Raw genomic sequence first — 25,671 nt, forward strand, 5'->3', positions numbered from 1 at the left:
AGTCAGATTTTCACGCTATTCTTATTCCAATGCCGCCGCACCACCAACGATTTCGGAGATTTCTTTCGTAATGGCAGCCTGACGGGCACGGTTCAAGGACAGGGTTAGTTTATTTATCAATTCTTTGGCGTTCTTGGTAGCGGAATCCATTGCTGTCATCCGGGCACCTTGCTCGCCGGCCTTAGCTTCCAGCATGGCCCTGAAGACCGTTGTTTCCACATAGGTGGGTAGAAGTTCCGCCAGTACAGCTTCGGCGGAGGGCTCGAAGATGTATTCCACCTGGGGCCCTTTCTTCTCTTCGGTGGGGGTTTCCACTGGCAGCAGTTTGACTTTGACGGGTCGTTGGGTCAGGATGTTGACAAATTCGCTGAACACCAAATGCACCTCATCAAACTCACCGGCAACGTATTTGTCTATGACAAACCTAGCAATCTCTTTAGCCTGGGAAAACTGAATGGCTTCACCTAAACGCACATAAGATGCAGTAATATCATAGCCACGTCGGGTAAAGTAATCCCGGGATTTAGTACCAACGGCAACTATGGCCGGGTTATTAACATCCCTTACCTCGCTGGCAGCACGCCTCAGGATGTTGGCGTTGAAACCGCCACATAGCCCTCGGTCGGCAGTTATAATAACGTAGGCGATTGTTTTAACTTCCCGTTCCTCTAAAAGGGGATGGCTGGCACCACCGCTGGCGGCAGCCACACGGCTTAATACGTCTTTAATCTTCAAGGCAAAGGGACGGGCTGCTTCAACCGCCTCCTGAGCCCGACGAAGTTTGGCGGCAGCCACCATTTTCATGGCTTTGGTGATTTGTTGGGTACTTTTAACACTTTTAATCCGGCGCCTTAAATCACGGGCACTGGCCATTTACTAAATCACCACCTTCTTTTCGAAGTCCGTGGTTCGAGGTTCGACGCTTTCTATACCGAACTACGAAAATAGAACATTATGTCTAGGCAAAGGTTTTCTTAAACTCTTCGATCGCTGCCACTAACTTGGCATCGGTCTCGGGCTTAATTTCCTTTTGCTCTCTGATAGCCTTTAGGATATCAGCTTTGTTGCTACGCATGAAGTTAATAAAACCATCTTCAAAGGCGCCGATCTTGTTTAGTTCAACGTCATCCAGGAAGCCTTTAACAGCGGTGTAGATAACCACAACCTGTTCTTCAACCGGGTAGGGCTTGTACTGTCCTTGCTTCAGGATTTGTACAGTACGGGCACCACGGTTCAGACGAGCCTGGGTAGCTTTATCCAGATCGGAACCAAACTGGGCAAAGGCAGCCAGTTCACGGTACTGGGCCAGGTCCAGACGAAGCTGACCAGCAACCTGCTTCATGGCTTTAATTTGTGCCGCACCACCAACGCGGGATACAGACAGACCTACGGAAATAGCTGGACGCTGACCGGAGTTAAACAAGTCAGTTTCCAGGAAGATCTGACCATCGGTAATAGAAATAACGTTGGTAGGAATATACGCAGACACGTCACCGGCCTGGGTTTCAATAATTGGCAGAGCGGTAATGGAACCGCCGCCGAATTCAGGAGCTAAGCGGGCAGCACGCTCCAGCAGGCGGGAGTGTAGATAGAATACGTCACCAGGGAATGCTTCACGTCCGGGAGGACGACGGAGCAACAGGGACATTTCACGGTAAGCAGTAGCCTGTTTGGACAGGTCATCGTAGATAATTAATACGTCTTTACCGTTATCCATAAATTCTTCGCCCATTGCGCAACCGGAGTAAGGAGCCAGGTAGAGCAGAGGAGCAGGTTCGGAAGCGTTGGCAGCCACCACGATGGAATATTCCATGGCGCCGTGGGCTTCCAGGGTCTGCACAACACCGGCTACGGTGGAAGCTTTCTGACCTACAGCAACGTAGATACAGATAACATCTTGACCCTTCTGGTTGATGATGGCATCAACGGCCACAGCGGTTTTACCGGTTTGGCGGTCACCAATGATCAATTCACGCTGGCCACGGCCCACAGGAACCATGGCGTCAATGGCCTTAAGACCTGTTTGTAAAGGCACAGTAACGGACTTACGTGTAATAACACCCGGAGCAATACGCTCGGTGGGGCGGTATTTCTCAGTCTTGATGGGACCTTTGCCATCAATGGGCTGGCCCAGCGGGTTAACAACACGACCGATCAAGGCATCGCCAACGGGAACAGAGATAATACGGCCGGTACGTTTAACGGGGTCACCTTCTTTAATGTGGGTATAGGGTCCCATAATAACGCAACCGATGTTATCTTCTTCCAGGTTAAGGGCCATACCGAGGGTTCCGCCGGGGAACTCTAACAGTTCTGCGGCCATGCAGTCCTCGAGGCCATAAACACGGGCGATACCGTCGCCGACCTGGATAACGGTGCCCACGTCGGATACTTCCACTTGGGCCTCGTATTTATCGATTTGCTGCCTTATGATCGAGCTGATCTCTTCAGGTCGCAAATTCATGTACTGGTTCACCCCTATCTATTAACTGGTTTTTGACATGAGGCGTGATTTTATTGTAGCAAGGCGGGTCTTGATGCTGCCATCAATCACCTTACTACCGATACGTACAACAACACCGCCGATGAGAGAAGGATCCACCCCGAAGGTTGGTTCCACTTCTTTCCCGGCCATGCGGGAAGCTACTTTTACCAGTTCTTGTTTTTGCTTTTCATCAATTTCAATGGCTGTGGTAACTTCTGCCGCCACTTTACCACGGGCCTCATTGGCCAAAACTGAAAACTCAGCAGCAATGCCTGCTATGTAGTTTTCTCTGCGCTTGTCTACCACAAGACCCAGAAAATTCAAGGTCTCGTCAGAGACTTTATCGGTAAAAAGTGCCTTAAGCAGGTTTTTCTTTTCACCTGGTAACACCTGCGGGTGGTATAATACCTTTTGGAGTTCCCTAGTCCCTTCAATTGCTTCGGCAACACCCTTTAGCTCTTGTTCCATAGCTTCCAGGGCGTTTTTCTCCTGGGCAATTTCATACAGGGCCTGAGCATAACGTCTTGCCACAGCCCCTCTTAACATGGCAGATCGCCTGCCTCTTTGACAAATTTGTTAACCAGATCCTTTTGAACATCGTCATTCAGCTTCTGGTCGATAATTTTGCCAGCCACCAAAATGGAGAGTGTAGCAACTTGATCCCTGAGTTCAGCCACTGCCCTTTCTTTCTCACGCTGGATTTCGGACAGGGCACTGTCTTTTACACGGGCAGCTTCAGCTTTGGCAGCTTCGATGATCTGCTGGGCTTGCTCTTCGGCATTCTTGGTTGCACGGGCCATCATCTCTGTGGCCTGCTCCCGGGAACGCTGTAAATCAGCCTGTAAGGTAGCACGAAGTTGCTCTGCCTGCTTTTTATCTTCTTCGGCGGCAGCTATACTGCCTTCGATCAGTTCCCTACGTTTTTCCAGCATGTTCATAAACGGCTTGTAGGCCACCGCCCTGAGCAAGATTAATAAGACCAGGAAGTTGAACATCTGGGCTAGTAATGTGCCATTAAAACCTAAGCTCTCCACGAATTCCCCTCCTTCCGTCTGGGCGGACAATAAGGAAGGCGCTGGCGGGCTTGGAGACTGCGTTAAGCCCGCCAAATCGCCCCCGTCCTAAAAAAAATGTACTTGTTGGAATTAACCAAGCTTACCAAATAACATAAAGGCAAGTACTACGGCGATAATGGGGATAGATTCGATCAGACCTACAGAAATAAACATGGTGGTTTGGATGGTACCTTTGGCTTCAGGCTGACGGGCGATGGACTCGATGGCTTTACCAGTACAAATACCGTCACCAACAGCAGCACCCAGAGCACCTAAACCTACAGCTAAACCAGTAGCAATAGCAGCAGCAGCTCCTACTTCCATTCATTTCCCCTCCTTTCCTGTGATGTTAATCAATAAAACCTAGTGGTGGTCAGCTTCATGTGCAGCAAACTGTGAAACATATGCAATGGTTAACATTGAGAATACGAATGCTTGTACGAAACCTACGAACACAGAGAAAGCTAACCAGATAACAGAAGGAATAAATCCACCAAACACATAGGCATTGATGTTAATCAAACCTAGCAATACAGCAATCAGCACTTCACCGGCGAAGATGTTACCATAAAGACGAAAGGCCAGGGTAACAGGTCTTGCGATTTCTTCAATCAGGTGAATCACCACAAAGGGTTTAAAGGGCTGAAAGTAGTGTCCGATATGACCGCCAACACCGTTGGCCTTGAGGCCATGGTAGTGAATTAATAAAACTACGATTAATGCAAGTCCGAAGGTTGTGTTTTTATCTGCGGTGGGTGAACTTAATGTCGGTATCAGACCCAGCAGGTTGGCAAACACAATATAGATAAAAAAGGTTACAATGATTGGCATCATGGCAGCCCCTAGCTTATTGCCAAGGTTGCTGAATACCTGTCCTCCCAGAAATTCCCACAACACCTCGAAGGTTGCCTGTGCTTTGCCAGGACTTCTGACGTTCTGGTTTTTGGTGCACGCCCAGGCGAAGAGCAATACCAGTGCCATGGTGATCCAAGTCATAATCATCGTCCTGGGGCTAATACTCAGACCCATAATATGCCAATACTTGTCGTATTCCGTGAATAGTGGAATGTTCCAAAAGTTCAAGTCCATTTCCACCATGTGCAGCATATCGTGATGCTCTGCTGCCTGCGCAGCTCCCGCTGCAGCGCTCATGCGTTTTCACCCCCTTCACGTTGTATTTGCCTAACTTTATTATCGAGAGCCTCTGATTTTAGGGAGCTCTCTTTAATCATTGTGATAAAAAAGTCGGAAATTGACAATATTGGGGCAACAAACAAGCCTACCGCTGTGGCATTCACGCTGACACTGGGAATTCTGATAGACAGCCACAGGGTGGCCATAATAATAATCAGGCGGATAAAGAAACCCCTGCGCATATATGCAATTGCTTTACCTACATCTTTAATGGTTGAAACCTTTTTTATTCTTTTACTTAATAATATGGCATTTTGCAGACTAACCAGAGAACCGATAAACAATCCTTTATAAATTGTATTTGGAAAATCCAGAACAACTGCCAAGGCTAAAAAAGCTACTATAATGGCTGTAGATTTTACCGTTCGCTTCAGTTGAACCTCTAGACTCGGCATGATTTGGGAACCCAGCATCGACTCACCCCTTGTCTTTTTTACGAAAGGTTTCCAGTGTATGATAGACCCCCCACATCCCCCCGGCCATACCCAATAGCAAACCCAGCAGCATTAACCAAGGATCTGTTTGAAACTTACTGTCTAGCCAGCGTCCTCCAAAAAAACCAATAACAGTGGCAGATGCAATTTCTACGCTGATGGAAGAGGCCAGTGCCAATGCTCTTAATGGTTCTCCTTTACCTTTTTCACTCATATTTATTAGGTGTCCTTTCGGGTCTACCCTAGGTACGTCTTTCAGTTATCCTTCGGGATTAAAATATGACCCTAATTCCATCTTTCACAATGTCCACCCTAAAACCATTTGTCACTTTTGTCGTCTAGCTGTCATTCATATTGAGATTGATATATAACTTCTACAAGTTTTGCATTTTTCCTCCAGCTGAATTATGATTTTAGCCAATTTTTTAAATAATTTTTTAATACAGACGGTTTTGGCTACCATTAATGGAAAAATTTATTACATTTATTTTGTCAAAAACTCTTCTGGCTGTTCTTCTTGTAGGCCGAATCTATAGCATATAAAATCAACAATTCGTTTGGAGGCCAAACCATCCCCATAGGGATTGACAGCCTCTGACATTTTTGTGTAAGATTCGAAATTGTTCAATAAATGGTTTGTGACCGTATGAACTTTCTCCCGATCGGTGCCCACCAGCTTTACGGTTCCCGCTTCAATGGCTTCCGGTCGCTCGGTGGTATCCCGTAATACTAAGACGGGCTTCCCCAGGGAAGGGGCTTCTTCTTGCATCCCCCCGGAGTCTGTTAATACCAGGTAACAACGCTGCATCAAGTTAATAAAGGGCTCATACTGCAAGGGTTCAATTAGGTGAACCCTCTCGATTCCTCCTAATACTTCATTAACCACACGACGTACCGCAGGGTTCTTATGTACCGGGAAAACGATCTCTACATCCGAGTGTGTTGCAACGATCTCCTTAAGGGCCAGATAAATGGCCCGCATGGGCTCTCCCAGGTTTTCCCGGCGGTGAGTTGTTACCAGTAAAACACGATGTTTGGTAAAATCTATTTTATTTAGCAGTGGATCTGAAAATACATAATCTTCTCTTACGGTTGCCTTCAGAGCGTCAATGACGGTATTGCCGGTAACGAAAATATTGTCCATGTTAATGTTTTCTTTAATCAGGTTCTGCATGGCCTTCTGGGTTGGTGCAAAATGATATTCCGCCAGGGCCCCAGTAAGGCGCCGGTTCATTTCTTCGGGGAAGGGTGAGTATTTATTATGGGTTCTCAGCCCTGCCTCTACGTGTCCTACTGGAATCTGCCGATAATAGGCGGCTAGGGCTGCCACGAAGGTGGTGGTGGTATCCCCGTGCACAAGCACTAGATCTGGGTTACATTCAATTAAGACCGACTTTAGGCCTTCCAACGCCCTTGTGGTAACATCATAGAGGGTTTGACCCTCCTGCATTATATTAAGATCATAGTCTGGAATGATATCAAACAGTTCCAGAACCTGATCCAACATTTCCCGGTGCTGGGCCGTTACTGCCACCATGGATTTAATTTTATCCGGCCGACTGTTCAATTCTTTTACCAATGGAGCCATTTTAATTGCTTCGGGCCGGGTACCGAACACGGTAAGTACTTTAAGCATGATCTTCCCTCCCGGTGAATTCTTAAAACTAAGAAAACACACTATTTTATTCTATGCAAAGATATCCTTTATTAATCAATTTTTCTATATGCTTCTCCTGGGTCTTTTCAATATTAACGCCATATTGTTCCTCCAGCACAAACATCATACTGACGGCAGTCTGAGCCACGTCCAATAATTCTTTGGTGATTAGCTCCATTACTTCTTTTTCTTCAAACTTTTTCTGTTCCCCGCTCATACCACGAAATTTTCCGATAGCTTGGGCCAATTCCCCGGCTTCTTCCATTAGTTTTAAAGCAGTGGATTCCATGGTCGGTGAGAGGTGATTTAATTTGGGTAGGGCGATGGTTTTGGTTAACATTATCGTTGCCTCCTCTCCCCTACAAGTATATTACGTAATGCTTGCCAATGACAAGTTTTGTAAATCTTTAGAAAGATTTAAACAAGTTAATCTTCGAAAGTCGGCTGGCATCATATCGACAGCAAGACCTGATTGCCTTTTGCATAAAGTAAGGCCTACCCTAGGTGTTACCCCTGGCAGGCCCCAATCCCTTTACTCTTAGATGTCTCAACCTGGATACCTAACTCGTTGCTTTAACCAGTTCTATACAGGCTTCTTTAAATATTTGCAAAGAGAGGTCGTCTGGATAGTCGCCGGCAAAGATCACTTTTTTAATCCCCGCATTGACAATCATTTTGGAGCACATGACGCAGGGTTGATCCGTTACATAGATGATACTGCCCTGAATTGCCGTACCGTGTACCGCCGCCTGGATAATAGCGTTTTGTTCGGCGTGCAAGGCCCGACATAGTTCATGGCGTTGGCCCGAGGGGACCCCCAATTTTTCTCTCAGGCAACCTATTTCCAAGCAGTGGGTAAGACCCGCCGGAGCACCATTGTAGCCGGTGGCCAGAATGCGGTTGTCCTTAACAATGACCGCACCTACCTTACGGCGCAGACAGGTGGAACGGGTGGCAACCACCCGGGTAATTTCCATGAAGTATTCATCCCAGGAAGGGCGCACTTGGGGCACCTCCCCTAAGCATACAGCGGATATTTGTCGCAGAGTTCTTTGACCATGGCTCTGGCTTTTTCCTGGGTGTCTGGGTTGTCTTTTTCTTGCAGGGTAAGAGCAATGATTTCTGCCACTTTATCCATATCCTTTTCTTTAAAGCCCCGGGTTGTTACCGCCGGTGTACCTAGGCGAATACCGCTGGTTACAAAGGGTTTTTCCGGGTCAAAGGGAATGGCGTTTTTGTTGCAGGTGATATGAACTTCGTCCAACAGTGTTTCGGCCTGTTTACCCGTAATGCCGGTGCCCCGCAGGTCCACCAGTATCAGGTGGTTGTCGGTACCGCCGGAAACAAGGTTAAAGCCCCGCTCCAGTAAACCCTTGGCCAAGGCTTGAGCGTTATTAATAATCTGCTGCTGGTATGCTTTAAACTCTGGTTTCAGTGCTTCCCCAAAGGCCGCTGCCTTGGCCGCAATCACATGCATCAAGGGTCCGCCTTGGCTGCCAGGGAATATGGCTTTGTCAATTAACTGAGCATATTCTTCTTTGCATAAAATCATACCGCCCCGGGGTCCCCGCAGGGTTTTGTGGGTGGTGGTGGTAACAACATCGGCATAGGGTACGGGACTCTGATGTAACCCTGCAGCTACTAAACCAGCAATATGGGCCATATCCACAAAGAAGTAAGCATCAATTTCCTTGGCAATTTCCCCAATTTTTTTAAAATCGATGGCCCGGGCATAGGCACTGGCACCTGCCACGATCATTTTGGGCTTTTCCTGCAGGGCGATCTCCCGTAGTTTCTCATAATTGATGCACCCAGTGTCCTCTTCTACTCCATAGGCCACCACATTAAAATATTTACCCGATACGTTGACCGGGCTGCCATGGGTTAGATGTCCCCCGTGGGCCAGGTTCATACCTAGAATTTTGTCCCCGGGTTGTAACAGGGCAAAGTATACGGCAAAGTTGGCCTGAGCTCCGGAATGGGGCTGCACATTGGCATGATCTGCCCCAAATAATTTCTTAGCCCTACTAATAGCTAGGGACTCTGCAATATCCACAAATTCACAGCCCCCATAATAGCGTTTGCCGGGGTAACCCTCTGCGTATTTGTTGGTAAGAATAGATCCCTGGGCTTCCAATACTGCAGGACTCACAAAGTTCTCCGATGCAATTAACTCGATGTTTCTCTGCTGGCGTTGGTGTTCCAGCTCGATAGCTTTTGCAAGCTCCGGGTCGGTTTGAGCTAGTTTACCGTTAAACATGGAATTTTCTCTCCTCTCATATGTATCAGTGACTTTTACCTATAAGCTATACTTTTTCTCAATAGCACTAATCTTGTCCACCCGTTTGGCGTGGCGATCGCCGGCAAATTCAGTGTTGATAAATTTTTCCACGATAGCCTTGGCCTGGGCTAGGTCGATAAATCTTGATCCCATGGTGAGGACGTTGGCGTTGTTGTGTTCCCGGGCCAGTTGCGCAATTTCCGGTGCAAAAACGTTAGCCGCCCGTACACCAGGTACCTTGTTTACGGCAATGGCCATACCCACACCGGTACCACAGATGAGAATGCCCTGCTGACATTGGCCAGAGCGAATTTTTTCTCCCACAGCCAGAGCAAAATCCGGGTAGTCACAGGATTCGGTGCCGTTACAACCCATGTCCTGCACTGTGTGCCCCTGACCTTGCAAATATTCCTTTATTTGTTCTTTCATTTCGAAACCTGCATGATCGCTTCCCAGTACTATTGATATGTTTTTCAATGCTTCAACCTCCATGCTGCTAAATTAATTTAAAGACTGTCCTTAGATAACTTATCCAAAGCCTTACTGATCAAGTTTTTTAATTCCCCTGCGCAGCGCCGATAGGTTTCTACGGGGCTGCCAAAGGGATCTGACACATCACCGTTCTCTCCCACATAATCCCCTAGGGTGAAAACCTTCCCTTGGGACTCCGGGGCTTGGCGTATAATCTGCTGGCGATGGTTTTCAGTCATGGTTAGAATTAAATCAGCCTCGGTTACCAATTCCGGTGTCAAAAGCATGGCCCGGTGTTGGGACAATTCGATCCCCTGTTCCCCCAAGACCTCCACCGCCTGCTGGCTGGCTTTCTCCCCGGTCCAGGCCATGGTCCCGGCAGAAAGAAAGGTGTATCCCCCTAAGTTTTTTTCCTCTGCCAATGCCTTGGCCAATGCTTCGGCCATGCTGCTGCGACAAGTATTCCCAGTACAAACAAACAAAATTTTCTTTCCCATGCAACACTCCTCCGATGCTAGTATTCCCAGGGTTGTCCTAAGCAATAAGAAAAACTGCCCTTTTCACCAAGAACAGTTATTTTTTCTACAATTATCATGCTTTTTCCTTTAAAAAAATAATTTTACTCCGATTCCCACCAGAATAATACCCCCCACCAATTCGGCCCTTTCACCAATCCAGTCCCCGACATATTTGCCCAGTGTAAGGCCGGCAAAGGTCATCATCCCCGCTACGAGACCGATAACACCGGCTGCCAGAACAAGGGATACCTGTTGGGTTCCCAGGGTAAACCCTACACTTAGGGCGTCCATACTTACACTGGCTGACAAAAGCAGTAACCCCCCTGTGTTGGTAATAACGAACCGTGGTCCCTCATCTTTCCCAGGTTTTATGGTATCCCAAATCATTTTGCCCCCAAGGTACAGCAGCAGCAACGCCCCGGCAATGGATGCGGCCTGACCCATTTTGCTTCCCAGAAAACCACCGGCGTACCAACCTAGGAGGGGCATCAAGATATGAAATATTAACACGGTTAAACTTATAAGGGCAATTTGGCGACGGTTAACCCCAGCTATTCCAATGCCAATACATAGTGAGAAAGCATCTGTTCCTAAGGCCACCGCTAAGGCAAATAATGTAAATAAACTCAAAATAACCCCATCTTTCTTTAATAAAAATTAGGGCTTCCTCTCCTAGATATTAATCTATGGTCTTGGGTTACTAAAAATAACTTAATTGTACCACTACAAACCATTATAGCATTTAGCCATTAGCTTTTAGGTGTTATCCTTTTGGCTAACGGCTAATAATTAATGGCTAATGGCCAACGGCTAGCATTCTATCCTTTCACCAGCCGCCCGGCGCAGGCGATTCATGACGGCCAAACCGATTCCCTTTGTTTCGAAACCTTCGGTCAGGATTACATCCACCTGAAGCTGGTCGAATTCCCTTAAACGTTTAAAAAGCATGGCTGCCACGCCGGCAGGATTCTTTCTGGAGCCAATTTTTAATATTTTGCTATCTGGCGGATAGTCTTGGGCATGTTCCTCGGTGGCCAGTATGCCCACTCGTTTACCCCCCTTTAACAGTTCCTCTGCCCTTTCAACTATGGCAGCCTTAACCTTTTCCGGTTCACCCTCAAAAAGGATCAAAGGGGCCGCGGGAGCATAGTGCTTATATTTCATACCAGGGGAGCGGGGAGCCTTATCCTTGGACAACCTTTCTCCCAGCGCCGAGGGGTCTATGGTAACATCCCCCAGTGCCTCCAGCAACTGCTCATAGGTAACACCACCGGGCCGCAAGATAACCGGTGCGGCACCGGTTAAGTCCAACACTGTGGATTCCAAGCCCAAACCTGCGGGTCCGCCATCCAAAATGGCATCGATACAGCCTTGCAAATCAAGCTTCACGTGCTCTGCGTTGGTGGGACTGGGTCGCCCGGATTTGTTTGCACTGGGTGCTGCAATGGGTACACCGGAGGCTTTAATAAGAGCTAAGGCCACTGGGTGATGGGGCATCCGTACCGCCACTGTGGCTAAACCGCCGGTTACTTCCCGGGGGATGTGGCTTGCTCTGGGAACCACTAGGGTTAATGGTCCCGGCCAGAACTTTTTCATCAGTAAGGTAGCCTTTGGCGGTAGGTTTTTGCTTAATTCTCGCACCATGTTGGTATCGGCAACATGGAGTATCAATGGATTGTCAGAGGGCCTACCCTTGGCACGATAAATATCTGCCACAGCCTTACCGTCAAGCCCATTGGCCCCAAGGCCATAGACGGTTTCTGTGGGGAAAGCCACCAAGCCACCTCTTTTTATGATTGCCGCTGCCTGATTAATGAGCCTCATATCCAGGGCAGAGGGATTTAGATGCCATATTTTAGTATCAATGCGTTCCATTCTGCGCCTCCATCCTTCGCAGATAGTATAACATATTATCTGGTTGCAAATGCAAGATCTGGTATGAAATTGCCAAAGAAAGAATAGTTATTAAGGATTAGGGAATCCAGGAGGTATGAAGGTGGATTTTTGGATGTATTTTTGTTCAGCCCTAGGAATCGGCGCCTTGCATGCATTGGAGCCCGGACACGGCAAGAGCATTATGGGGGCCTATTTGATTATGTCCAAAGGGAAGTCCCGGGATGCCGTTTTGTTGGGTTTAACCTCAGCTATTACGCATACTCTGGTCATTGTGATAATGGCTGTCCTGGCCCATTCGGCCACTGCCCTGGCTATATCCAATGTAGCAATGCCCCAAGAACAAATGGAGCTATGGCTTAAACTGGTTTCCGGTACCATTATTGTCCTGGTGGGGTTGCGAATGATGTTTCGAAAAAATGTACTATGTGGTTGTGGTTGTGGTTGTGGTTCCCAACATTACCGTCCTAGCCTAACCCCTTCCCGGGGAACTCTGCTGGATGTCTTAATGTTAGGCTTTACCAATGGTTTAATGCCCTGTCCCAGTGCCCTGGCCATATTGCTAATGTCTCTCAGCAGCGGCACTTTTTTTACAGGTTTAGCGCTGGTTTTGGCCTTTGGTATCGGGGGGGCTGCGGCTTTGGTAACCATTGGTCTACTATTTGTAAAGCTATCTTCTTTAACCGGCAGCCTGTTGGACCAGGGACCCTGGCGGTTGCTGCCACGGTTAAGTGGTTTATTAATCTTTGCCATCGGGAGTATAACAGCATATAGCGCTATTACAAAACTTTATTTTTAGAAGGTTTAGGCCGACAGGATTTTACCTGCCGGCCATTTTATCAATTATTTGGTTTTATTTTTCTCAACGTATGACTTTAGCAGACTGTAGGCTGCTCCCCGGGTCAATCTACCATCGTTATCTGCCAAACTGTCCGATATATTCTTATCCCCGTAGTGCTCCATTGCGTAATCAAAGGCTTCCTCTCGGGACATTTCCTGCCCAGCATATTGGGAAATAATCAGGGCGGCTTTTTTTCCGCTCAGGAGATCAGGATCTCCCTTTTTATCCTTTAATTCCCCGGGTATACTAATTACGTACAGGTGTGAAAGCTCCTGCAATAGGTGAATAAAGTCCTCTTCGGTGATAATATCGTCTAATTGGTAATTATTGGAGTAACCACCTTGTACCAGGGCATGTTTACGCATCATTTTCAGGGCTTCATAGGCCCAATGTTTGGTTACTTCCGGTGCCCGCCAGGTAAAGGGTTCAATATCCATCCCCTGGTCGTTCAGCAGCTCCTGTAATTGATTAATCAAAGAGGAATTCTTAATTATCTGCCGGAAGGTCTTGTCCTCTTCTATACTAAGGGCCACAGCTGCACCGGCAGCCTCGCCGGTGGCCATACCCACCGGAATGGTTCTGGCACTGCCGTGGGGTAGGGAATCAAAGCTGGCTGCTCGTCCCACCACCAGAAGGTTGTCCACCCTTTGCGGTACAATACAGCGAAAGGGTATGGCATACTGGGCCGGTACACCGACAACCGCACCCTTTTCCTTGGGACCCGATGCTTGAACATCCACAGGGTAGGAACCAAAGGCAATCCGATCAGGAAAATCTCTGTTCTCTAACACATCATCAATGGTTAGGCGATATTCTCCATAGATATGTCTGGATTCGCGAATATATAGTTCCGGGGCCACTTCCGCCAGAAAGCAATTCTGTAGGCCAGGTATGTTTTCTTTCATATAGTCAATAATTCTCGGCAACTCCTGTTCTGCTAACCGACGGGCTTCCGAACGTGATTCTTTACTTAAGGGGTCTACACCAAAGATATGGAGGGCGTTAATTAATAGGGTGCCATTCTTTTGACGACCAATATTCAGCCCCCGAATACCGACCCGGGCATTACTGGGGCGGTACTGTTCCATAACTGGTCCAAAGCCCCAGGCACTTACATTGGTTGCCCCGGTGAACCAGTCATTGTCCACGGTAAGAACCCGGCGGATCTCCTGCCAATCTTCAGGGGTGACTCCCCCCAGTTTAAATACCAGGGTGGTGGCCATCTTTCGCTCGGGATAGCCGGCATCTTCCTGCCCCACACTAAAGGGGACGCCAGCCGCAGCAGCCAAGTCGGCATCCTGGGTTGCATCAATGATCCCTTTGGCGGTATAGGTAGTAATTTCTCCTTTTTTATCCTCTACCTTTACTCCTTCCACAACGGGCTTGCCCTTTTGGTATCCCATGACCGGTGAGAAGTATTTTACGCCCAGGCACAATTCCAAATCCTCTTCCTGCCCAAGCATTTGCTCAAAAATTTCCTGGGCCCTAGGAACATCAAAGGTACCGGAGCCGATCTGACGATAAAACTCCTGAAAGATTCCTTTGTTGAGAATCTCATTTCGGTTCCCAAGATTATTAGGAGCCATGTTCATGTCAATGACGTTGAGCCAGCCCCGGGTCATTAGACCACCTACTTCGGGGCGAGTATCAATTAATAATGTGGCAAGACCGTTTCTTGCTCCGGAGATGGCTGCTGCAATGCCCTCCGGATCGCTTCCCACAACAATTAGATCGTATTTTTCAGTTTTTTCGTCGGTGGTTTTCGCCTGGGCGGCCATGGGCCAGGGCAACACAACCGTAAGCATTAGAAAAAATAGTAGTACGGTACCAGTTAGCTTCTTCAATTTTCCTTACAGCCTACCTTTCTATAAGAATCCTCTATAAGTTAGGACGTAAGAGTATTTAAAAATGTTCGCCTTTTTTCTCCGCCAGCACCAGGCGTTCGCGGCCGGCCAGGTCCTTAAGTACAGTACCCTGCCACTGCCCTGCTGGCAAGATTTTTTTTGCACCTGTGCCCTGTCCCGGGCCAATTTCCATTAGCAGCAACCCACCGGGTTGCAGCAATCGGTAAGCCTGGGGAATCAGCAGACGGTATAGGTCCAATCCATCGGGCCCACCATCTAGGGCCAAGTGGGGTTCGAATTCTTTTACATCTCTCATTAAGGTGGGTATGTCACCGCTAGGTACATAGGGAAGATTTGCCGTTATGATGCTGACCTCTTCCCCCATTGTTTTGAGCAGTGGTTCCAATAGGTTACCCTGTTGAAAATGCACCCTTTCTTTCATACCTAGCCGTTCAGCATTTTGTCTGGCCACTTTGAGGGCTGCTTCTGAAAGATCGATGGCATAGACTTGTAATTCCTGCACCAGACTGGCCAAGCTAACGGCAATGGCACCACTGCCGGTTCCTACGTCCACAGCCACCGGGGGACAACTAGAGTTTTTGTGAAAAAACTTCACAGCAGTTTCCACCATTAGCTCTGTATCTGGTCTGGGAATTAAAACATCGGGGGTTACCACAAAATCCCTGCCCATAAATTCTTTTCGCCCAATCAGGTAAGCCACGGGTTCCCCCTGGGCACGACGCTCCAGTAATATTTGGTATTTTTCCTGTTGTTGCGGGGTTAGGGGTTGCTCCTGCCGCATAAACAAGCCAGTCCGATCAATGCCCGTAACCTGCGATAACAGCACTTGGGCGTCCAACTGAAAGGAGTCAATTTGTTGTTCTTTTAAATATTGCCGCCCCTTTACCAGGGCTTCTCTGATGTTCATTGGTATACCTCACGTTTAAGTAAATCTTACTTCTTCTTGTTTATTAGTATTCTTGTTATCCCCAGCAAAACGACTTATCGGAGCATAGTTAAAATAAAAGGTATTTCCCTGACAGCACTATGTTCTATAGTGTGCCCAAAGAAATACCCTGCCATTTTTTATTCTTCTACTGCCTTTAATCGTTCAGCCTGGTCGGTGGTGATTAAGGCATCGATTAATTCGTCCAGGTCGCCCTGTAATACATACTCCAGCCGGTGTAAGGTAAGTCCAATCCGGTGGTCGGTAATACGGTTCTGCGGGAAGTTGTAGGTACGAATGCGTTCGCTGCGGTCACCACTGCCCACCATGGATTTCCGTGCACCTGCAATGGCCTTTTGCTGCTCATCCTGGGCTTTGTCCAGTAGACGGGCCCTCAGTACACGCATGGCTTTATCCTTATTCTTATGCTGGGATTTTTCATCCTGACAGGATACCACTGTACCGGTGGGGATGTGGGTAATCCGCACTGCGGACTGGGTGGTGTTTACGCACTGTCCGCCGGGACCACTGGCACAGAACAAGTCGATCCTAATATCATTGGCATTGATATCGATATCAACTTCTTCGGCTTCTGGCAGTACTGCCACGGTGGCAGCAGAGGTATGAATGCGACCGCCGCTTTCGGTGGCCGGGACCCGCTGTACCCTGTGTACACCGCTCTCGAACTTCAGGGTGCTAAAGGCACCTTTCCCTTCAATAACAAAGGTAACTTCCTTGAAACCACCTAAATCTGTTTCATTGGCATCTATAATCTCGGTACGCCAGCCCTTCTTCTCCGCATAACGGGAGTACATTCTAAATAAATCCCCAGCAAAGAGAGCTGCTTCGTCTCCACCGGTACCACCGCGGATTTCCATAATAACGTTCTTATCGTCGTTAGGATCCTTGGGTAACAGCAAAATTTTTAGTTTGTTTTCCTGTTCCTCAATTTTGCTTGTAAGCTCTTCTATTTCTAATTCGACCATCTCACGGAAGTCCGGCTCCAGTTTATCCTCCAACATTTGTTTATTTTCCTGAAGATCTTCCTTGGCCTTTTTGTACTGGCGGAAAACGTCCACCACTTCCGCTAAATCAGAGTGAGACTTCACCAGTTGCTGCCACTTGGCACGGTCTGCCATGACTTCCGGGTCACTGATTTGACTTTCCAGTTGCTCAAATCTATCCTCTAACGCCTGGAGTTTATCGTACATGAATGTCACCTTCCTTAAGGACTGCATTTAAGGCTTTTATTGCAACTTCTACCTGACTGTTCTCGGGTTCCCGAGTGGTCAGCTTCTGTAACCAGAGTCCGGGGGCAATAAAGATACGACAGATGCCTTTATCCTGATATTTCCCAGACAGTTTTAAAAGTTCGTAGGCCACACCGGCCACCACCGGCAGAAGGAGGATGCGAAAGAAAATCTGACCCATTAATCCCGAAGCCGTTACTCCAGAGAAGATAACCACTTTTATCAGTATAACGATGAGTAGAAAGCTGGTACCACAGCGGGGGTGCAGGGTAGAAAACTTCTGCACTTCTTCTACTGTTAAATCTTTGCCAGCTTCGTAGGCATTAATCACTTTATGTTCTGCCCCATGGTACATAAAGACCCGTTGGATATCCTTCATCCGTGATACAGCATATACATATCCCAAAAATACAGCCAATCGGATAACCCCTTCGATGATATTCCGAAAAAAATTATCCTGAATAGAAGTGGCGGTATAATAGGTTAAAGTGGTGGGAATGACAATAAACAAGACAATGGCCAAACCCAGGGAAACCGCTATGGTTAAAAACATCTCCCATTTGCTGAGTTTTTCCTCTTCTTCTTCCCCCATGGCCTGTTCCGCTGAATAGCTTAGGGCTTCAATCCCCATTACAAGGGATTCAAACAGCATAACAACACCCCGAATAAAGGGAAGTTTGAGAAAGGGAAATCTTTTTGTTATAGAACCAAGCTTTTTTTCATTGATAACAATGCTTTCGTCAGGACGCCTGACAGCTATGGCTCGGCTGCCTGGTCCACGCATCATGACACCCTCAATAACAGCCTGACCACCATATTGAAAAGACATAAGTAACCCCCTTGCAAAAAATTTGGGGCACATAAAGAAATAGCAGAGCCACCGCTCTGCTAACTACGCTATTTCAAGCCGTATTTCTTACGGAATTTCTCAGCCCGGCCACCAACTTCGATTTGACGTTGAGCTCCGGTGTAGAAGGGATGGCAGTTGGAGCAAATTTCTACTTTAATCTCCTTTTTGGTAGAGCCAGTTTTAAAGGTGTTTCCGCATACACACTTAACTTCTACTTCCTGATAGTTTGGATGAATCTTTTCTTTCACTTGCAACTCACCTTCTTTCTCGACCAGATACAACCAATGCCAGTGGCATTAATGACATATAAACACACGACGATATTATAGCATAGAAATATTTGAGGAGCAAGAACTTGCTTGCAGGTATTTCTTTGGGGTCGGCTTTGGGCTTTGAGCTTTGAGCCGTGGGGTCTATCCCTCAAGCTCAAGGCTCATGGCTCACAGCCAACCCCAAAATTTTTTCCCAAAAGCATAAATTTATTATTTCCAAAAAAAGGAATACAGAAACGTGCGTCGTATTACTTGTATAAATACCAAATATTGGTATTTACGGTCCTGTACAACCGCCTATGTATGCGGGGATGTGACATCCCTCCGCCGGGAGTAATTACTCCATCACACGGCATTAGAGAATTCAGTTTACAGGACCTCACAACTAAATATGATTGGTCCTTTGACACAGTACCTGCATGTTGAGGGAGGCGATTTCGATGTGTTTAATTAAGCATTTGCCTAAACAACTCAGGAACAGGATATCTTGGCCCTCAGGCTCACCCAGCAGACTGTTTCAAGAAGAGGAGGTGCAATCACCACCAGATGCCGGACGGCCAAAGTTAAAAAAAGTCTCCGCACAGATTGGTGGGGCCACAGTATCACAAGCTGCCCCAGGTGAATTTTTAAGTCCACCAGGTGGGCCTGTACAGAACTTTAATCCCTCCCTGTCAGGGGACCCGGGCATTCCCAGGCCGCCAACAAGGGAAGAACTCATTTCTCTATTGAAAGGATGTGATGCTTTCAGTGGTCCTAGAAACCACTGCTCCAAAAAGTAATTTTGCTCACCCCTCTTTATACAAGCAAATTCCCAAAGGGGAAATTTTCTTATAGCTTTTGAGATCCTTTCCTTTCTTTTAAAGTTTCTTTAAGCATAGATTTACTGGCACTGCATAACCCAAGTAGCCAAGTCACGGGTTTTATTGCAGTACCTCATTGTTAAGAAACCCCAGGTGCAGAGACGTCGTTCCCAATGAAAAACATAAGGCTAAGTCCTTTACTCCCTATTTTCTACAGCGCATGGTGCGGCATGCTTATTTAAAGAGCAACCCCACAGCGAAGATTTTTATTTATATGAAAGATTGATGGGAAACCTTTGGAAGGGCGTTACGGAAAATTGAATAGAGAAAATAAACTACCCCCATCCATTGATGGGGGCTTCTTTTTAAAATTACCCAAACAGTCTTTCCTTTAGAAACAGTAGAGGGTCTAGGGGAATTCCTTGCCTGAGAATTTCCATATGCAAGTGAGGACCGGCAGAACGACCAGTGTTACCAACCCTGGCAATGGGTTGATCACGGTCAACCTGTTGCCCTTCGGTCACCAGTAGTTTAGAGCAGTGGGCATACAGGGAACGTATACCGTTACCATGATCCAGAATGACCGTAAGACCATAGGTGCCCCGGGGGGCTGCCCAAACAACTCTGCCTTGTTCTGCTGCTACGATGGTGGCACCGGAGGAGGCTCCAATATCTACTCCTTCATGGGGACGGTCACCCCGGATGCCAAAGTGGGAGGTAATCTCCCCGGCCACCGGCCAGGCCCAACCACCAATTTGAATTTTGCCCTTTTGATTGCTGGTGGCGGACACAACAGCCTCAGAAACCGCTTCTCTATTAGGGACCACCAAGGTTGCACCAATTTTAATAAAATCTGGATTAGCTAATCCATTGGCTTTCATTAGCTCAGCCATGGTTATATCATACTGTCCAGCAATGTGGGATAGGGTTTCACCACTGGCAATCCTATGATAGCCAAGGGACATGCCGGGAATAATCAGGTTTCGACCGGCCACCAATACATCGGTGGGATTCATTTTATTAATTTCTGCCAGCTTCCCAACACTGATACCCGTTCGTTCAGCTATGCTCCATAAAGAATCCCCGGGACGCACCTGATATTCCATTTCTATTTCAGAATTTGCTGTTTGACTTTTGGGTGCCTTGGTTAAAGGCTTTTGAACTTCTATATTGCGGGCTAAGGGCGGTGAATAAGCCCCCTCGGAGACAACTTCGTCCAAACCAGCACTGGCAGGTAAAACTCCCAGAACCATACTGACAAAGTATACCGCTATGGTTAACGTCACAAGTTTTCTTTTATTTATATGAAAATGCATAAAAAATCACCTCGTAATAAACAAACTATTGATAGTTTATCCAAGGTGATTAAATATTATTCATAATTTTAAATACTTTATTTGTCTATTCCTGTATTTTCCTTCTATAGGGACGTTTTTGTCCCGGCGGCTGTGACACATCTAAATTAGGGTTTAGGGGTTGTACCCTTGTCTTGGGCTTAAAATCATGCAGTATCTCATCATTGGCCCGGGTATTTTTCAAACGATCCAGTAAACTTTCCAGTGCCTCAATGGAACTCATACCGGCAATGACCTTGCGAAGGCTCCAGACATAATCCAACTCTTCTTTGGATAAAAGCAAATCTTCCCGCCTGGTGCCGGAACGTTGTATATCAATGGCCGGAAACAACCTGCGATCGGCTAATTTGCGGTCTAAAATCAGTTCCATATTGCCGGTTCCTTTAAACTCTTCAAAGATTACATCATCCATACGACTGCCGGTTTCAATTAGTGCAGTGGCTAAGATGGTCAGGCTACCGCCTTCTTCCATATTACGGGCCGCACCAAAGAACCGTTTGGGTTTATGCAATGCAGCGGGATCCACACCGCCTGAAAGGGTACGTCCACTGGGGGGAATGACAAGGTTATGGGCCCTGGCCAGCCTAGTGATGCTATCCAACAATATCACTACATCACGACCGCTCTCAACCAGCCGTTTAGCCCGCTCCAAAACCATATCCGAGGCCTTTACATGGTTTTCCGGTGGTTCATCAAAGGTGGAACTAACTACTTCCGCTTTAACGGATCGTTCAATATCCGTTACTTCCTCAGGCCTCTCATCGATTAGTAGAATAAACAATTCAATCTCAGGGTGATTAGCCGTAATACTATTGGCAATTTCTTTAATTAAAATGGTTTTACCTGCCTTTGGGGGAGCCACAATCAAGCCTCTCTGTCCTTTTCCCAAGGGTGAAATGAGGTCTATGATGCGAGTTGAAATCTTATCAGGGGTGGTTTGTAATCGGATGCGATCCTGGGGGTAAAGGGGTGTAAGTCCGGCAAAGTGCATACGCTCCGCCGCAAGTTCGGGTCTTGCACCATTAACCTGCTCTACTCTTAGCAGACCGTAGTACCGCTCGTTATCCTTTGGCTTCCTTACCTGGCCATAGACCATATCCCCTGTTCTTAGATCAAATCGTCGTATCTGGGAGTTAGATACATAAATATCGTCGTTGCTAGGTACATAGGTTGATGGTCTTAAAAAGCCATATCCGTCAGGGAGGATTTCCAGTACCCCTCCGGCATAGGAAACACCGCTTTGCTTCGATTGTAATTTCGATATCTCAAAGATAATTTCTTTTTTGCGAAATTTATAATAACCTGGAATCTCTAATTCACGGGCAATACCATACAATTCCTGCATGGTCTTTGCTTCCAGTTGAGCCTGTGTCATGACAGGTCTATCATTTTCAGCCAAAAATAATCCACCTCGTATCCGGATTTTATACTAACTATATAACCACGATATAATCGTTTTATTCACAGGTATATTGGCTTCAAAAATAAACAATCCTTGAAAAAGCTTTGTTTACAGATGTCGAAACCTGTCGTTTGCCCTTTCAAGTATATCGCAGGGTCGATATTTGGTCAATAGATGGGATTTTACTGATCAGAGGCCAATTTTGTAGCCACCGACAGGTAACTTTACCCGTCGGTGACATGAAAATTTAGGCTTTTGGGGTAAGCTTTGCCCAGTCGGCAAGGAAGGCATCAATTCCCTTATCTGTTAAGGGATGTTTGGCCATTTGCAGCAATACTTTATAAGGTACTGTGGCTATGTGGGCCCCGGCCTTGGCGGATTGCTGAACGTGTAACGGGTGACGAATACTGGCTGAGATAATTTGGGTAGCAAGATCATAATTGTTAAAGATATCTGCTATATCGTAGATCAAGCCAATCCCATCCTGGCCAATATCATCTAAGCGTCCCACAAAGGGACTAACATAGGTAGCACCTGCCCTGGCAGCCAATAGCGCCTGATTAGCAGAAAAGATTAGGGTAACATTGGTTTTAATGCCCTTTTCCATACAGGCCCGGGTTGCTTTTAATCCCTCGGTGGTCATTGGTATTTTGATAACAATATTGGGGTGAATGGCTGCAAGTTCCACAGCTTCTTTCATCATACCTTCGGCATCCAAGCTAATCACTTCTGCACTGATGGGACCGTCAACAATGGAGGTTATTTCTTTTACAACTTCCGCAAAATCACGTCCTTCTCGGGCAATCAGAGAGGGATTGGTGGTTACGCCAGCAATGACACCCAGGGCATTGGCAGCCCGAATTTCATCTACATTTGCAGTATCGATAAAAAGAAGCATTATTCAGCCCTCCTATATTTAAGGTAATAAACCTCAGCCATCAGTGTTTACCTGATGGCTGAGCGTTACTTTATCTCATCTTATGCCCGACCGGAACTACCAAATGCCCGAATTTTCTCACGGATTACCTGTGTGGCAGCCTCTCTGGCCGGGGCTAATACTTTACGGGGATCAATTTCTTTGGCATTGTTCTCCAAGGCTTGTCGGCAACCACCGGTAAAGGCCTCGCGGATGTTGGTATCAATATTTACTTTACGCACACCCAGACGAATGGCCTCTTGAATGGCTTCAGTGGGAACGCCTGAGGAACCATGCAAAACAATGGGGGTATCAATCATGCCAGCAATCTTCTCCAGGCGGGCAAAATCCAGTTTAGGAACACCTTTGTATTGCCCATGGGCAGTACCAATGGAAATTGCCAGCGCATCTACGCCGGTTTTTTCTACAAAATAGCGTGCCTCTTCAGGATCAGTAAAGAAAGCATCTCTTTCATCAACATGAATATCATCCTCGGTGCCGCCGATTTTACCCAATTCTGCCTCAACAGAAACACCGGTGGCCCGGGCCACTTCAATAACCTTGTTGGTAAGAGCAATATTTTCTTCCAACGGCAATTTAGAGCCATCAATCATCACCGAGGTAAAGCCAACCCGGATACACTGCATACATTGTTCAAAGCTAGTGCCGTGATCCAGGTGCAGGGCAATGGGTACAGTGGATTGGCTGGCTGCTATAAGGGCCAAGCCATGGATGTATTGAATACCTGCATATTTAATGGCGCCCTGGCTAGCTTGCATAATAACCGGTGCCCGTTCTGCCTCTGCGGCAGCTAAAATAGCTTGAACAATTTCCATGTTATTAACATTAAAGGCACCTACAGCGTACTTTCCCTCTTCCGCCCTTGCAAGTAATTCTTTTACAGGAACTAATGGCATTTGATGTACCTCCTTGTTTTAGCTACAAAGGTAGCATTAGGCAAAATAAAAAGCCTGGACCGCGTTCGAGCCGACGAACTGGTGCCAGGCAAATTCTTCAGGAACCATATTCCGGCATGAGCAATTAGACGGTCACACTCCAAACGGGATTAAAGTCAGTATGACCACAGTTACCCGGAATTATGTTTAGGAGTGTCTGTTTCGCTTGCGCCGGGTCTTTTTCGCTAGCTTAGAGTTATTATTGGAAAAACTATCCAAACAACGAAAACCGTGCTGTGTCAATTCTATGGTATCCACTTGCTGAATCACATTTAGGTCCTCTTCTGTTTCTGCATAAACAATGTTAATGCTATCGCATTCTTTACAATGGAGCTCCAGTCGATCCAGATAAACATCTACTTCAATGTGTGTATTTCCACACTGACAGTAAAGGCCACCATTGTCTGCAATCTCCTGGAGGGACTGCATAACCTCATGCATAATCTCTGAGTTATTAAAGTACTCGTCATATCCGAGCTCGTCAATTAATGATTCTATACCAGAGTCTAAGGATTCTGCCAGTTCTTTAACTTCCTCATACTTGCCAATAAACCCTAGTTCGAGTCCAGATTCTGGACAATTGAGATAAATGACCTCTTTGCCCCACAGGCGTACTCCAGAAATTTCGCGAATGTGCTTTGTCTCGCAAAATATACAGGGTATTTGCAACCAATAACTGCCCGCTGAACGGTTAACAATACCTAACAAGAAGGCACCACAGGAGCAGCTAATTTGGAGCTTACCACGGCCTGAAAGAGCAAACCTTGAGAGGTTATGAAATTCTAATGCGCCACACTCTGGGCAGCGAATGGCCAGGGTGGTGACATTGGTTATAAGCACCTCTATAACCTCCTCTTTAGTATAAAGAGTTCGCCACCTAGGAAAAAATTCCTTTTTTTCTTTATCAATTACCAGTATACAGAGGTTTAGCCAATATCCGCTTGTAACTTTCCGTAGCCTTCGGAACGTGATAAAATTGAGCGTACCAAAACTCGAACGTCATCCAAATCAAAGGGTTTATTTAGGTAATGTTGGACTCCTAAACTTTTGGTTTGATCCATAATCTCCATATCTCCGTAGGCTGTCATCATAGCCACAGGCAGTTGTGCATAATGTTTGCGAATTTCCTGAAGAGTTTCAATGCCGGTCATGCCTGACATCTTTATATCCAGTAGGACTAGAGAAGGCAGAGTCTGGGAAAGAACTTGCAATGCCTCAGCCCCGCTTCCGGCCATTTTCACAATGTAACCTTCGTCAGCCAGAGCCTCAAATAATAATCGTCTTACTCCTACCTGGTCATCCACTATAAGAATATCAAACGATGTACTATTCATTTTATTCGGTACCCCCTGAACTCATAACCTTAGCTTAATAGTTTTTCGACACCATGACAGCAATACCTGCTTGCATTTGAAATTTCAGAATTTTTTCGGTTTTGACCTTTCTACCAGCTAGGCGGTACAAAGGAGGCTAGCACAGTCATCAAGCCCACCATACTAATAACGGCCAGCAGAACAGCCACAAGGGCAGGCGTAAAAATAACCGCCAGCGCCCTACCTGTATTGAAACCGTGGGCTTCCCTTAACCCAATGGTTAATAGAACAACCCCCCAAATAAATAGGATCAGATTAGTCAAGGCCATCAGGCCGGTGGCCACGCCGGGTGACAGCCAAGTGGTTAATACCCTTAAAGGTATTAAAAATACCTCTGGCAAACCAGCTAAGCCATAAATTACAAATACAGTACGGGCGGTTCCACGGCCACCGTAGAAATCTGCCACTAAATGCAATAGGGCACTGTAAAAAAACCATTTAATAAAATAAAACAGAGCACCCAAGATGGCTAACAGAGGTGCAGCAGCCCGCAGTGCCTGGGTAAAATTCTCTGACCGTGGCAAAGGGATTCCCAGATTTAATCTTAAATCACTGGGCACTCCATGGGCTGAGGTATATAGATTGGTAAGTAAGCCAATTAGAGACAGTAACACCACAATCAGCAAGGTAACTCCTAGGGGTGGATTCTGTACAATCCTTTTCATGGTTGGCACAGGGTCAAACAATACACCATAGATAATTTCGTAAAACTTCAAGGGAGACTCTTCAGCTTCTTTTTTGATTATCAGGTTGTTGTCCTTTGCATTGTCTTCTTTTTCCAATACTTTCTCTATTAAATCCTCGGGCAGTGCATGATCTTCGGGCGTCTGGTCACAGGTTAACTGCTCGGAGTTTTGATCCTTTAAATTGCTCAAGGC

At 46.7% G+C, this 25,671-nt stretch carries 30 protein-coding genes; 2 read left to right on the forward strand and 28 right to left on the reverse strand.

Annotated features, from left to right (window positions below):
• Positions 1-21 precede the first annotated feature (21 nt).
• The 16 genes from atpG to DRED_RS16835 all read right to left on the reverse strand — a co-directional run bounded on the left by atpG (position 22) and on the right by DRED_RS16835 (position 11,970).
• The gene (gene atpG / locus DRED_RS16760; RefSeq protein WP_011879441.1) at positions 22-873 is read right to left on the reverse strand and encodes an ATP synthase F1 subunit gamma; all 852 of its coding nucleotides are present in this window, start codon (positions 871-873) and stop codon (positions 22-24) included.
• A gap of 85 nt (positions 874-958) precedes the next feature.
• Positions 959-2,464 carry a F0F1 ATP synthase subunit alpha gene (gene atpA, locus DRED_RS16765; protein WP_011879442.1) on the reverse strand — a complete coding sequence of 502 codons (1,506 nt, stop codon included), beginning with the start codon at positions 2,462-2,464 and terminating at the stop codon, positions 959-961.
• A 21-nt stretch (positions 2,465-2,485) separates the two neighbouring features.
• Positions 2,486-3,031 carry a F0F1 ATP synthase subunit delta gene (locus DRED_RS16770; protein ID WP_011879443.1) on the reverse strand — a complete coding sequence of 182 codons (546 nt, stop codon included), beginning with the start codon at positions 3,029-3,031 and terminating at the stop codon, positions 2,486-2,488.
• Entirely contained in the window at positions 3,025-3,519 is a 495-nt protein-coding gene (atpF, locus tag DRED_RS16775; protein ID WP_041274698.1) for a F0F1 ATP synthase subunit B, read from the reverse strand. The genes DRED_RS16770 and atpF overlap by 7 nt, the downstream gene beginning before the upstream one ends.
• 111 nt (positions 3,520-3,630) lie before the next feature.
• Entirely contained in the window at positions 3,631-3,864 is a 234-nt protein-coding gene (gene atpE / locus DRED_RS16780) for a F0F1 ATP synthase subunit C (RefSeq protein WP_011879445.1), read from the reverse strand.
• Positions 3,865-3,903: 39 nt separating this feature from the next.
• A complete protein-coding gene (atpB, locus tag DRED_RS16785) occupies positions 3,904-4,692 on the reverse strand; it encodes a F0F1 ATP synthase subunit A (protein WP_011879446.1) in 789 nt (262 codons plus the stop codon).
• Positions 4,689-5,147: an ATP synthase subunit I gene (locus DRED_RS16790; RefSeq protein WP_041274699.1), complete on the reverse strand. Its 459-nt coding sequence runs from the start codon at positions 5,145-5,147 to the stop codon at positions 4,689-4,691. The genes atpB and DRED_RS16790 overlap by 4 nt, the downstream gene beginning before the upstream one ends.
• Before the next feature lie 4 nt (positions 5,148-5,151).
• Complete coding sequence (locus DRED_RS16795; RefSeq protein WP_011879448.1) at positions 5,152-5,382, reverse strand: AtpZ/AtpI family protein; 231 nt, start codon at positions 5,380-5,382, stop codon at positions 5,152-5,154.
• 270 nt (positions 5,383-5,652) lie between these two features.
• Positions 5,653-6,804: a non-hydrolyzing UDP-N-acetylglucosamine 2-epimerase gene (gene wecB / locus DRED_RS16800; RefSeq protein WP_011879449.1), complete on the reverse strand. Its 1,152-nt coding sequence runs from the start codon at positions 6,802-6,804 to the stop codon at positions 5,653-5,655.
• Between the two features lie 46 nt (positions 6,805-6,850).
• Positions 6,851-7,165: a MazG-like family protein gene (locus DRED_RS16805; RefSeq protein WP_011879450.1), complete on the reverse strand. Its 315-nt coding sequence runs from the start codon at positions 7,163-7,165 to the stop codon at positions 6,851-6,853.
• A 220-nt stretch (positions 7,166-7,385) separates the two neighbouring features.
• Positions 7,386-7,829, reverse strand: coding sequence for a deoxycytidylate deaminase (locus tag DRED_RS16810; protein WP_011879451.1), 444 nt, complete (start codon positions 7,827-7,829; stop codon positions 7,386-7,388).
• Between the two features lie 14 nt (positions 7,830-7,843).
• On the reverse strand, positions 7,844-9,085 hold the full coding sequence (locus DRED_RS16815; RefSeq protein ID WP_011879452.1) for a serine hydroxymethyltransferase: 1,242 nt from the start codon (positions 9,083-9,085) through the stop codon (positions 7,844-7,846).
• Positions 9,086-9,124: 39 nt separating this feature from the next.
• Positions 9,125-9,574: a ribose 5-phosphate isomerase B gene (gene rpiB / locus DRED_RS16820; protein ID WP_041275032.1), complete on the reverse strand. Its 450-nt coding sequence runs from the start codon at positions 9,572-9,574 to the stop codon at positions 9,125-9,127.
• Between the two features lie 38 nt (positions 9,575-9,612).
• The gene (locus DRED_RS16825; RefSeq protein ID WP_011879454.1) at positions 9,613-10,074 is read right to left on the reverse strand and encodes a low molecular weight protein arginine phosphatase; all 462 of its coding nucleotides are present in this window, start codon (positions 10,072-10,074) and stop codon (positions 9,613-9,615) included.
• Between the two features lie 108 nt (positions 10,075-10,182).
• A complete protein-coding gene (locus DRED_RS16830; RefSeq protein WP_011879455.1) occupies positions 10,183-10,725 on the reverse strand; it encodes a manganese efflux pump MntP in 543 nt (180 codons plus the stop codon).
• Between the two features lie 180 nt (positions 10,726-10,905).
• Complete coding sequence (locus DRED_RS16835) at positions 10,906-11,970, reverse strand: L-threonylcarbamoyladenylate synthase (protein ID WP_011879456.1); 1,065 nt, start codon at positions 11,968-11,970, stop codon at positions 10,906-10,908.
• Positions 11,971-12,085: 115 nt separating this feature from the next.
• Here DRED_RS16835 and DRED_RS16840 point away from each other — a divergent pair, with 115 nt between their 5' ends.
• Complete coding sequence (locus tag DRED_RS16840) at positions 12,086-12,787, forward strand: HoxN/HupN/NixA family nickel/cobalt transporter (protein ID WP_420794763.1); 702 nt, start codon at positions 12,086-12,088, stop codon at positions 12,785-12,787.
• A gap of 44 nt (positions 12,788-12,831) precedes the next feature.
• Here DRED_RS16840 and DRED_RS16845 read toward each other — a convergent pair whose 3' ends face one another.
• From DRED_RS16845 to rpmE, 5 genes are all read right to left on the reverse strand, one after another.
• Positions 12,832-14,673, reverse strand: coding sequence for an FAD-dependent oxidoreductase (locus tag DRED_RS16845; RefSeq protein WP_049755918.1), 1,842 nt, complete (start codon positions 14,671-14,673; stop codon positions 12,832-12,834).
• Positions 14,674-14,731: 58 nt separating this feature from the next.
• Positions 14,732-15,601: a peptide chain release factor N(5)-glutamine methyltransferase gene (gene prmC / locus DRED_RS16850; RefSeq protein ID WP_011879459.1), complete on the reverse strand. Its 870-nt coding sequence runs from the start codon at positions 15,599-15,601 to the stop codon at positions 14,732-14,734.
• A gap of 158 nt (positions 15,602-15,759) precedes the next feature.
• Positions 15,760-16,830: a peptide chain release factor 1 gene (prfA, locus tag DRED_RS16855; RefSeq protein ID WP_011879460.1), complete on the reverse strand. Its 1,071-nt coding sequence runs from the start codon at positions 16,828-16,830 to the stop codon at positions 15,760-15,762.
• Entirely contained in the window at positions 16,820-17,698 is an 879-nt protein-coding gene (locus DRED_RS16860) for a DUF1385 domain-containing protein (protein ID WP_011879461.1), read from the reverse strand. The genes prfA and DRED_RS16860 overlap by 11 nt, the downstream gene beginning before the upstream one ends.
• Positions 17,699-17,766: 68 nt before the next feature.
• Positions 17,767-17,967 carry a 50S ribosomal protein L31 gene (gene rpmE / locus DRED_RS16865; protein ID WP_011879462.1) on the reverse strand — a complete coding sequence of 67 codons (201 nt, stop codon included), beginning with the start codon at positions 17,965-17,967 and terminating at the stop codon, positions 17,767-17,769.
• A 464-nt stretch (positions 17,968-18,431) separates the two neighbouring features.
• On the opposite strand from rpmE, the gene DRED_RS16875 reads away from it, so the two are divergent.
• Positions 18,432-18,770 (forward strand): hypothetical protein, encoded by a 339-nt coding sequence (locus DRED_RS16875; RefSeq protein WP_041274701.1) that lies wholly within the window; start codon positions 18,432-18,434, stop codon positions 18,768-18,770.
• 392 nt (positions 18,771-19,162) lie between these two features.
• On the opposite strand, the gene DRED_RS16880 is transcribed toward DRED_RS16875, so the two are convergent.
• The 7 genes from DRED_RS16880 to DRED_RS16910 form a co-directional block, all read right to left on the reverse strand.
• Positions 19,163-20,107 (reverse strand): peptidoglycan DD-metalloendopeptidase family protein, encoded by a 945-nt coding sequence (locus tag DRED_RS16880; protein WP_011879463.1) that lies wholly within the window; start codon positions 20,105-20,107, stop codon positions 19,163-19,165.
• 85 nt (positions 20,108-20,192) lie between these two features.
• The gene (gene rho, locus DRED_RS16885) at positions 20,193-21,521 is read right to left on the reverse strand and encodes a transcription termination factor Rho (protein WP_238442637.1); all 1,329 of its coding nucleotides are present in this window, start codon (positions 21,519-21,521) and stop codon (positions 20,193-20,195) included.
• A gap of 274 nt (positions 21,522-21,795) precedes the next feature.
• Positions 21,796-22,446, reverse strand: coding sequence for a fructose-6-phosphate aldolase (fsa, locus tag DRED_RS16890; RefSeq protein ID WP_011879465.1), 651 nt, complete (start codon positions 22,444-22,446; stop codon positions 21,796-21,798).
• Between the two features lie 80 nt (positions 22,447-22,526).
• A complete protein-coding gene (locus DRED_RS16895) occupies positions 22,527-23,381 on the reverse strand; it encodes a class II fructose-1,6-bisphosphate aldolase (RefSeq protein WP_011879466.1) in 855 nt (284 codons plus the stop codon).
• A gap of 186 nt (positions 23,382-23,567) precedes the next feature.
• A complete protein-coding gene (locus DRED_RS16900) occupies positions 23,568-24,260 on the reverse strand; it encodes a hypothetical protein (RefSeq protein ID WP_011879467.1) in 693 nt (230 codons plus the stop codon).
• 86 nt (positions 24,261-24,346) lie between these two features.
• Complete coding sequence (locus DRED_RS16905; RefSeq protein WP_011879468.1) at positions 24,347-24,754, reverse strand: response regulator; 408 nt, start codon at positions 24,752-24,754, stop codon at positions 24,347-24,349.
• Between the two features lie 110 nt (positions 24,755-24,864).
• Positions 24,865-25,668 carry a Yip1 family protein gene (locus tag DRED_RS16910; protein ID WP_011879469.1) on the reverse strand — a complete coding sequence of 268 codons (804 nt, stop codon included), beginning with the start codon at positions 25,666-25,668 and terminating at the stop codon, positions 24,865-24,867.
• Positions 25,669-25,671 lie beyond the last annotated feature (3 nt).

It is taken from the genome of Desulforamulus reducens MI-1, from assembly GCF_000016165.1.
Classification (GTDB): Bacteria; Bacillota; Desulfotomaculia; order Desulfotomaculales; family Desulfotomaculaceae; genus Desulfotomaculum; species Desulfotomaculum reducens.